Origin of the sequence: Kitasatospora sp. NPDC036755, assembly GCF_040636595.1 — a bacterium.
GTDB lineage: Bacteria > Actinomycetota > Actinomycetes > Streptomycetales > Streptomycetaceae > Kitasatospora.
Genome location: NZ_JBEZUT010000468.1, coordinates 1 through 5,038 on the forward strand (window position 1 = coordinate 1; position 5,038 = coordinate 5,038).

A 5,038-nucleotide genomic window follows, 5' to 3' on the forward strand; every position below is an offset into this window, starting at 1 on the left:
TATGGCGGCCGGGGGCGGCACGGACACGGACACGAACGAGTTCAGCTGTCTGCTGGCCGGGCACCGGGTGGCGGCCGGCCTGACCCAGGAGGAGCGGCAAGGTCTCCAGCCTGCTGAACTCCAGCGCGATCATGGCGGCCGGCACGCTGGTCTCCCGCGGCACCGGCTTCGTCCGGACCATGGTGATCACCGCGGCCATCGGCGTCGGCGTGATGGGCGACTCGTACAACGCCGCGAACACCCTGCCGACCCTGCTGTACATCCTGATCGGCGGCGGCGCGCTGAACGCGGTCTTCGTGCCGCAGCTGGTGCGCAGCATGAAGAACGACGAGGACGGCGGCACCGCGTACGCCAGCCGGCTGCTCACCCTGGTGATGGTCGGGCTCGGCGGCGTGGTCTTCCTGGCCGTGCTCGGGGCACCCGTGCTGGTGCAGCTGATCGCCCACCCGATGATGGCCAACCCGGAGCGCGCCGAGACCACGGTCGCGATGGCCCGCTACTGCCTGCCGGCCATCTTCTTCATGGGCATCCACGTGGTGATGGGGCAGATCCTCAACGCCCGCGGCCGCTTCGGCGCGATGATGTGGACCCCGGTCCTGAACAACATCGTGGTGATCTTCACCTTCTCCGCCTACATCTGGGTCTACGGCGGGTTCGGCACCACCCACGTCACCCCGGAGGGCGTCTCCCCCGAGGGCGTGCGGCTGCTCGGCATCGGCACCCTGGTCGGCCTGGTCGTCCAGGCGCTGTCGATGATCCCGTACCTGCGGGCCGCCGAGTTCCGCTTCCGTCCCCGCTTCGACTGGCGCGGCCACGGCCTGGGCAAGGCCGCCCGGCTGGCCAAGTGGACGTTCTTCTTCGTCCTCGCCAACCAGGCCGGCTACCTGGTGATCACCCAGCTGTCCACCAAGGCGGGCGACGCCGCCGCGGCGGCCGGCCACGGCGGCGTCGGCCTGGCCGCGTTCTCCAACGCCCTGCTGATCTGGCAGCTGCCGCAGGCCGTGATCACCGTCTCGATCATGAGCGCGGTGCTCCCCCGGCTCTCCCGGGCGGCGGCCGACGAGGACGCCGGCGCGGTGCGCGACGACATCTCCTACGGTCTGCGCACCACCGCGGTGGCGGTCGTCCCGGCGGCCTTCCTGTTCCTGTCGCTCGGGCCGGTGATCGGCCGGACGATCTACGCGGTCGGCGGCAACGACACCGTCCTGAACGACGCCACCAACGTCGGTCTGATGCTCTCCGCCTTCGCGCTGGGCCTGGTCCCCTACTCCGCCCAGTACGTGATGCTGCGCGGTTTCTACGCCTACGAGGACACCCGCACGCCGTTCTCCAACACCGTCTGGGTCGCGGCCTGCCAGGCCGGCTTCGCGCTGCTGTGCTGGCTGGTGCTGCCCGCCGAGTGGACGGTGGTCGGCCTCGCCTTCGGCTACGGCCTCGCCTACGCCGTCGGAGTGACGGTCGCGATGCCGAAGCTGAAGAAGCGGATCGGCGGGCTGGACACCAAGCGGATCGGCCGGACCTACAGCCGGCTGGCCGCCGCCTGCGTCCCGGCCGCCCTGGTCGGCCTCGGCGCCAGCCTGGGCGTCCAGCAGGTGCTCGGCGGCTGGGCGGGCAGCGTGGCGGCGCTGGTCGTGGCCGGCGGCCTCCAGCTGGCGGTCTTCGTGCTCATCGCGAAGCGCCTGCGGATCGAGGAGTTGAACTCCATGCTGGGGATGGTCCGCGGCCGACTGGGCCGCTGACCGTCCGACCACCGGCCGGACGAGCGGGCGCCCTGACCGGGCGTCAACCGGAGCAGGCAGCTCCGCCGCTCGTCCGGCCGAGTGCTGGGGCACCGGTTGGTTCGGGTCCGCCCGACCGCCGGATGGCGACCCGGTGTCGGATCTGCACCACATCTCTCCACCCCCGTGCAACCGAGCGGACGCCTCAGCGGTCGTACCCGGTGGAGAAGAGTGGGCACAATTGTCCTGGAGCGCAGGGCTGCCGACCCTCGGGCTCCAGCGACTCTCTCAGGCCGGGGCGACACAAGGGGAGGCAGGACCACGGTGGCTGATGGCACCAAGGCGGTCGTCGACACGTCAGCAGCTGACGCGGCGACGGACGAGGCCGCGCTGGCTGCGGCGATCGACGGGCTCGCGGGCTCGGAGGACGCCGGCGAGAGCACCCCCGCGGGCACCCGCAAGGGCTCCACCACCGCCGCCGCTCCCGGGCGCACCGACGCGGACAAGGCCAAGGCCAAGGACGAGGACGAGCACGGCGACGGGGACGACGCGCCGGCCGCCGGCCCGGGGTCCGCCGTCGGCGAGGAGACCTCGGAGATCACCGCACCGCTCTCGGTCCAGGAGCTCCGCGCCGAGCTGACCGCGGGCTCCTCCCGGAAGAAGCCCGCCACAGAGCCCGCCCGACCCGCGCGCCGCCCCACCGACCCGCAGCCCACGGTCGACCCGCGCGACACCGCCACCCTCCCGCGCACCCTGCCCGCCCCGCAGCGCCGCAGCGGCGACATGATCGGCCACCGGTACCGGCTGGAGGAGTGCATCTCCCAGACCGAGACCTTCAGCAGCTGGCGCGCCGTCGACGAGAAGCTGCGCCGGGCGGTCGGCGTCCACCTGATGGCCTCCGGCCACCAGCGGGCCCGCAAGGTGGTGGCCGCGGCCAAGTCCGCCGCCCTGCTCGGCGACCCCCGCTTCGTCCAGGTGCTGGACGCCGTCCACGAGGGCGAGCTGGTCTACGTCGTGCGGGAGTGGCTGCCGCACTCCTCCGACCTCGCCAGGCTGCTCGCCAACGGCCCGATGGAGCCGCACGAGGCGTACCAGATGGTCCGCCAGGTCGCCGACGCCGTCGCGGCCGCCCACCGGCGCGGCCAGGCCCACCTGCGGCTGACCCCGCGCTGCGTGCTGCGCACCGACAGCGGCCAGTACCGGATCAACGGGATCGCGGTGGACGCCGCGCTGCGCGGGCTGCCCGCCGAGGGCGCCGAGGACGCCCAGCGGGCCGACACCCGCGCGATCGGGGCACTGCTGTTCGCCGCGCTCACCCACCGCTGGCCGTACCCGGAGGACCGCTACGACCTCCAGGGCCTGCCGAAGGGCCTCCAGAACGCCGCGCCGGACCAGGTCCGCGCCGGGGTCCACAAGGGCCTGTCCGAGCTCGCCGCGCGGGCCCTGTTCGACCAGCCGCCGCACCACGCCCAGCCGATCACCACGCCGGAGGAGCTGGTCCGGGCGATCGCGCAGATGCCCCGGATCCGCCAGCCCGAGCCGGAGCTGCCCGCCTTCCCGGCCCCGCCCCGGCACAACACCCACGCGCTGCCCACCGCGCCCAACCCCACCCGGGTCGCCGACACCACCGTCTCCCCGTTGCCGGCCTCCTCCCGCCCGACCTCCTCGCACCGCATGCGGCGGCGGCTGCGCCGGGTGGTCAAGGCCACCGCCTGGACGGTCGCCCTGGGCGCGATCGGCGTCGCCTCCTGGCAGTTCGTCGACACCCTGCGCCACACCGGGCCGGCCGCCGCGTCCCCGCTGCCCTCGGCCAGCAGCAACGCGCCCAGCCCGCAGGCCAGCACCCACAACCCGGCGCCGATCACGATCAAGGGCGCCCAGTCGTACGTCCTGCCGGGCGAGGGGTCGGAGGGGAGCGACAGCCCCGGCAAGGCGGTCGACGGCGACGTGAACACCGTCTGGACCACCCAGTGGTACAACGACCAGTTCGGCACCAAGCCGCCCGCCCTCAAGTCGGGTACCGGCCTGCTGATCGACCTCGGCTCGGCGCAGTCCGTCTCCTCGGTGAACGTCCAGTTCGCCGGCGAGCACACCGCGGAGCTCCGGGTGCCCACCGCGGCCGCCGCCGCCAACCCGATGTCGGCGAAGCTCGACGGCTTCACCCTCGCCGGCAAGAAGAGCGGGGCCAACGTCGAGTACACCCTCGAAGCCCCGGTCACCACGCGTTACCTCTTGCTCTGGCTGACCGCTCTGCCGAAGGATGGCGCCGGAAAGTTCACCGGCCAGGTCGCCGAGGTCAAGGTCTTCGGCTGACCGGGGGCGGTGGACCCGGGACGACGGCAGGGGGTCGAGGGGTGACGGTGACGGACGACGACGCGGCGCTGCTCGCCCGGCACGTCGCCGGCGACCCGGCGGCCTTCGGCCGGCTGGTGGACCGCCACCGCGACCGGCTCTGGGCGGTCGCCCTGCGCACCCTGGGCGACCGCGAGGAGGCCGCCGACGCCCTCCAGGACGCCCTGGTGTCCGCCTTCCGCTCCGCCGCCGGATTCCAGGGCCGCTCCGCGGTCACCACCTGGCTGCACCGGATCGTGGTCAACGCCTGCCTGGACCGCGCCCGGCGCAGCGCCACCCGCCGCACCACCCCGCTCGACGAGGACCCGCAGCGGCTGGACACCCTGGTCGGCGCCGCCGAACCGGCCGACTTCCCGGTGGTCCGGGCCGAGCTGCACCGCGAGCTGACCGCGGCGCTCGCCGAGCTGCCGCCCGAACAGCGGGCCGCGCTGGTGCTGGTCGACATGCAGGGCTACCCGGTGGCCGAGGCGGCGGAGCTGCTGGGCGTCCCGGTGGGCACGGTGAAGAGCCGCTGCGCGCGCGGCCGGGCCAAACTCCTCCCGCTGGTCCGGCACCTGCGCGAACCCGGTGTTTCACGTGAAACACCGCCCGCCCCCGGCTCGGCCCCGCCACGCCGGAGCACCCCGGGGAACCCGAAGCGCCCCGGAACCGTCACAGGGACGATCCTGGAAGGAGACGCGAGCGCCCGATGAACGCCCATCCCTCCTTCCCCGACCCCACCGAGGACCACCCCCCGGTCGAGCGGCTCGCCGACCTCGCCGAGGGGCTGATCGACTCCACGAGCGCCGTCGAGGCACTGCGGCGGCACCTGGACGGCTGCGCCGAGTGCCGGGAGACGGCCGACGCGCTCGCCGGGGTCCGGACGCTGCTCGGCTGCTTCGAGGCGCCGCCGATGCCGGCCGACGTGGCCGCCCGGCTGGACGCCGCGCTGGCGGCCGCCGCTGCCGAGGCCGCCGCCGGGAACGGCC

At 74.1% G+C, this 5,038-nt stretch carries 2 protein-coding genes and 2 pseudogenes; all 4 read left to right on the forward strand.

Features of this window, described 5'->3' with window-relative positions:
* Window positions 1–87: 87 nt before the first annotated feature.
* Window positions 88–1,739 (forward strand): annotated as a pseudogene (gene murJ, locus AB0E96_RS38095) (murein biosynthesis integral membrane protein MurJ); the annotation flags it as partial.
* 303 nt (window positions 1,740–2,042) lie between these two features.
* Window positions 2,043–4,031: a serine/threonine protein kinase gene (locus tag AB0E96_RS38100; RefSeq protein ID WP_359830977.1), complete on the forward strand. Its 1,989-nt coding sequence runs from the start codon at window positions 2,043–2,045 to the stop codon at window positions 4,029–4,031.
* Between the two features lie 41 nt (window positions 4,032–4,072).
* Window positions 4,073–4,762 (forward strand): RNA polymerase sigma factor SigM, encoded by a 690-nt coding sequence (gene sigM / locus AB0E96_RS38105; RefSeq protein ID WP_359830979.1) that lies wholly within the window; start codon window positions 4,073–4,075, stop codon window positions 4,760–4,762.
* Window positions 4,759–5,038 (forward strand): annotated as a pseudogene (locus AB0E96_RS38110) (hypothetical protein); the annotation flags it as partial. The gene sigM and the pseudogene AB0E96_RS38110, both read left to right, overlap by 4 nt.